This is a genomic window from Sulfurihydrogenibium yellowstonense SS-5 (assembly GCF_000173615.1).
In the GTDB taxonomy this organism is placed as follows: Bacteria; Aquificota; Aquificia; order Aquificales; family Hydrogenothermaceae; genus Sulfurihydrogenibium; species Sulfurihydrogenibium yellowstonense.
Genome location: NZ_ABZS01000148.1, coordinates 1 through 4,479, shown reverse-complemented (window position 1 = coordinate 4,479; position 4,479 = coordinate 1). Strand labels below are relative to the sequence as shown.

General features: G+C 29.2%; 6 protein-coding genes. All 6 read left to right on the top strand.

The features are described from left to right. Positions 1-238 precede the first annotated feature (238 nt). On the top strand, positions 239-1,210 hold the full coding sequence (locus SULYE_RS06395) for a hypothetical protein (RefSeq protein WP_007547694.1): 972 nt from the start codon (positions 239-241) through the stop codon (positions 1,208-1,210). 8 nt (positions 1,211-1,218) lie between these two features. Continuing rightward, the gene (locus SULYE_RS06390) at positions 1,219-1,821 is read left to right on the top strand and encodes a hypothetical protein (RefSeq protein WP_007547693.1); all 603 of its coding nucleotides are present in this window, start codon (positions 1,219-1,221) and stop codon (positions 1,819-1,821) included. After that, entirely contained in the window at positions 1,818-2,879 is a 1,062-nt protein-coding gene (locus SULYE_RS06385) for a glycosyltransferase family 4 protein (RefSeq protein ID WP_007547691.1), read from the top strand. The genes SULYE_RS06390 and SULYE_RS06385 overlap by 4 nt, the downstream gene beginning before the upstream one ends. Continuing rightward, entirely contained in the window at positions 2,876-3,583 is a 708-nt protein-coding gene (locus SULYE_RS06380) for a polyprenol monophosphomannose synthase (RefSeq protein ID WP_007547690.1), read from the top strand. Before SULYE_RS06385 ends, SULYE_RS06380 begins: the two co-directional genes overlap by 4 nt. Positions 3,584-3,634: 51 nt before the next feature. Next, positions 3,635-4,312, top strand: coding sequence for a class I SAM-dependent methyltransferase (locus SULYE_RS06375; protein ID WP_007547689.1), 678 nt, complete (start codon positions 3,635-3,637; stop codon positions 4,310-4,312). A gap of 33 nt (positions 4,313-4,345) precedes the next feature. After that, the coding region (locus tag SULYE_RS08760; protein ID WP_007547688.1) for a glycosyltransferase family 2 protein at positions 4,346-4,479 on the top strand (134 nt) is incomplete at its 3' end.

Here is a 4,479-nt window from a genome sequence, read left to right as displayed (position 1 = left end):
TTGAAAAATTTGTTGCTATGATTTTAAGAGAAATTTTATGAGCTCTGAGCTCTTCCTTAGACGCACCTATTTCAGCATTGGGCACAGGAGAAGAGGTTGGTATTATTCATTAAAAAATATTCTTTATTTGTTTAATATAAATTTTTCTATTGCATTTATCTTTTTTTTACTTTTAGGATTCATCGGCCTTTTTAAAAAGAGTAAAAAAATATTTCTATATACTTTAATAACATTTATAATGCACTCTATAATCTTGGCAAAAATAACATTATCTGGACCATTTACTATAGGTATGCTCTATGTCGCTGCCAATCAATATTTTTTACCAGCTTTAGCATTTTTTTCAATTATCTCAAGTTTGGGAATTTACTATAGTTTTATTTTTATAAAAAATCAAAAAATGGAATTTACTTATAAAGTTGTTCCTAAAATTTTAATTGCTTTTCCTTTAGTTTTTTTAATTGGCAGGCTAAATGAAACTAATAACTTTAACAACTGGGTTCCTTATTATCATGGAAAGGATTTATTAGCAATAACTCCGGTCTCTTCAATATTTTCAACATATGGAGATAATCATACTTTTGAATTATGGTATGTTAAAATTTTAGGAAGGTTTAGAGATGATATCTGTCATTTAACATCGCATTATTATAATAGTACAAATTGGAGAATAGAAGGATGTAAACCAAAAGATGTTTATAAAAATAATATTCCTGAGTTTTTTCAAGGTAATTTACAATCTATTATGGAGAAAAAAAGATTTTTATCAAGTGTTAACTTAGCTCCGGAGCATCCGTTTTATAATTTTGTTAAAATTAAACCTTTACTGTATGCATTCTTTTGGTTAAAGAAAGATGATAATATACCGGAAGAATGGTTTGATAATCTAAATATTTCTAAGTTTAAATTTTTAACTCCTGAAGTTTGTCTAAACCACAATACAGATGATATCTTTACCTTTGAAATGTGTAAATTCTTCTCAAATTCTTATTTAGTCATGGCAAGCTCTATCAAACCTGTTATAAGACTAAATAAGCTTGTAGTTGATGCAGATATTAGCTATGGAAGTTTTAAAGCACCTTTTAAATTAACGATTTATGTTTCACCACAAAATCAAAGTTTCTTAGAAATGTTTAAAGCTATACGAGCCTATAATGATTATTCACAAAGCTATTTAATACCTGAAGAATTAGAAAAAAATGTTAAATGAGGTTTTTTATGAAAAAGTTAGTTATATTACTTATTGTCATATTTTTATTTTTTATCATCAAAAACCTGATCTACCAATATAAACATTATAATTCTGCAAAGCAACAGGAAGGTTTAGAAAAAGTTAAAGCATACGAAAGAGCAATTTTATCTTATGTGCCATTTAGTCCGCTTGGCTCAAAAGCCGTAGAAGAATTATACCTATATTGCCACACATTTAAAAAAGATGATGAAAGATTATACTGCTTAGAAACTCTTAGAACAAGTATATATCAAATACAAAACCCAATCACAAGACCTTATGTAGATTATCTAAAAAAGATTAATCCTGAAATTGCAAAGTTAAGAGCTTTAGAATCTATAAATTGGGAGTTTAACAATTATACTATGGCAGACTATGAAAAAATATACAACGCACAAATGCAGGTATTAAATTATGATAATAAACCATCAGATTTTTGGAGTTTTATAGTTGTTTTATCTTTGATAGGCTGGATTTCTTCAGTGCTATTGTTTATCTGGAAAGCACACGACAGAAAGCAGATTTTATTATATTCTCTAATGTTTATAGCATTTTTCTCACTTTGGATTGTAAGTTTATATAAAGCATGAAAGTTTTAATTTTAAACAGAAGATGCATAAAACATCCTGAAAAGGGTGGGGCTGAAAATTATACATACCATATTGCAAAAGGCTTAATAGAAGCCGGATACAGCGTTGAGTGGTTTTCTTCAAAGACAAAAGATTTAAAAAGTGAAGAAGTAATTGATGGTATAAAATTTATTCGTAAAGGAAACGAGCTTACAACACATTTTTATGGATTTATGTATATGCTAAACAAAGATCAAGACTGGCTAATCATAGATGAGTTTAACGGCGTAGGATATTTTACTTTTTTTAAAAAAAACTCAATATTGCTTATACATCAGCTATATGAAGAGTTTTGGAATGCAGAGCTTGGATTTGTTGGCTACATCCCAAGATTTTTAGAAAAGGTATTTTTAAGATTATACAAAAACAAAAAAACTATCACAGTCTCACCATCAACCCAATTAGATTTAAGAAACTTTGGATTTAAGGATATAGAAATAGTTTATAACGGTTTAGAGTATCAACCGTTAGATGAGGTGCCAAAGAAAAATGAAAATCTAACATTGCTGTATCTTGGAAGGCTGAAAAAAACAAAAAATCCAGAATCTGCAATTAGGATTTTTTTAAAAGTAAAAGAGTATATGAAAGATGTAAATCTTTATGTTGCCGGCACAGGTCCTTTGTTGGATTATTTAAAAGATAAGTATTTAAATATGGAAGGGATAAAATTTTTAGGTTATGTCTCGGAAGAAGAGAAGATAAACTTAATAAAACAGTCTCACTTTTTGATTGTTCCAAGTATTCGGGAGGGGTGGGGGCAGGTTGTAATACAGGCCAACGCTTTTGGAACGCCTGCAGTTGGCTATAAGGTTCATGGTCTTGTTGATAGCATAAAAGACAATCAAACGGGTTTTTTAGTAAATTCTGAAGATGAAGCTGTGAAAAAGATTATAGACATTTGGAATAATAAACAAGAGTATATCAAATTATGCCAAAATGCTTTAAACTGGGCTAAAAACTTTTCTTGGGATAAAACAAAGAGTGAGTTTTTAAAAGCAATAGAGGAATTTAGAAAATGAAATCATTAGTGGTTTTACCAACTTATAATGAGGCTGAGAATATAGACAAAATTTTAGAAAGATTAACAAAGTATGATTTTTTAGATATTTTAGTAGTTGATGATAACTCAACAGATGGAACAAGAGAAAAAGTTTATCAGTGGATAAAAAATAATCCAAATATACATATTTTAGAAAGACCGGGGAAGCTTGGACTTGGTACAGCTTACGTAGATGGTTTTAAATGGGGGTTAAAAAGAGACTATGAAGTATTTTTTGAAATGGACGCGGATTTATCCCATAATCCTGATGATATTCCAAGGTTTATAGAAGCTTTAAAAAATGGCTATGATGTTGTTATTGGTTCAAGATATATGAATAATACTATAAGCGTTGTTGGATGGGATTTTAAAAGACTTTTACTTTCTAAGTTTGCCAATTGGTATGCTACTACAATTCTTGGACTAAGACATCTTACAGATATAACAAGTGGTTATAGAATTTATAGTAGAAAATGCTTAGAAGCTGTAGGTTTAGATAGGATTAAATCTAATGGATACGCTTTTCAAATTGAAATGGTTTACAGATGTTATAAAAAAGGTTGTAAGATTGGAGAAATCCCGATTATCTTTTATGAAAGAAATGGTGGGTCTTCTAAAATGAGCAAAAAAATAGCATTAGAGGCTGCTATCATGGTATGGAGGCTGAGGTTTGGGAAAGTATAAAGAATAACCACAGTTAAGTTAAGTTTTGAAATTCAAAGGAGGTTAAACATCTTGAGCTATAAAGAGATATACGCTACAAAACCAATAGGTTATTTTTCTTTTTTTCGCTATGATATTATTAAATTAATCAACTGTAATAATTGTAATATTTTAGAGATTGGATGTGGTCAAGGAAATACGCTAATCGAATTAAAGAAACAAGGCAAGGCTAAATTTATAGCAGGAATTGACATCGTGGATTTAAATCAATCGATCAAATTGGATAAATTTATTTTAGCTGATATTGAAAGTGAAGATAATATTGATTTGCCAGAAAACTATTTTGATATCATTATATGTGCTGATGTTTTGGAGCATCTAAAAGATCCATGGAATGTATTAGAAAAAATAAAAAGGTTTTTAAAACCTAATGGTACAATTATAGCAAGTATACCTAATATAAGAGAAATTAGTGCCTTGGCAAACATGTTAATAAACATATTAATAAGAGGCGATTTTCGATATGTCGATGCTGGCATTTTAGATAAGACACATTTGAGATTCTTCTGCAAAAAAAATATTATTGAATTATTCGAGAAAACCGGTTATAAAGTGGAAAAAATTACTTTTGACCTATCAACTTCGCCTATAAGGAGACCACTTTTGAAGCTTAGCTTTGGGCTGTTGGAAGAATTTTTGGTGGTTCAGTACTTAGTAGTAAGTAGAAAAATAGAATATAGCAATGGATAGAGACTTAAAGAAAATTTTTGTAAAGGTTGAGAAATGACTTATCCAAAAGTTTACATAATATTACTTAACTACAATGGCTGGACGGATACAATAGAGTGTTTGGAGAGTGTTTTAAGAAATGATTATCCTAACTATCAAGTTATTGTAGTAGATAATAACTCACCAAA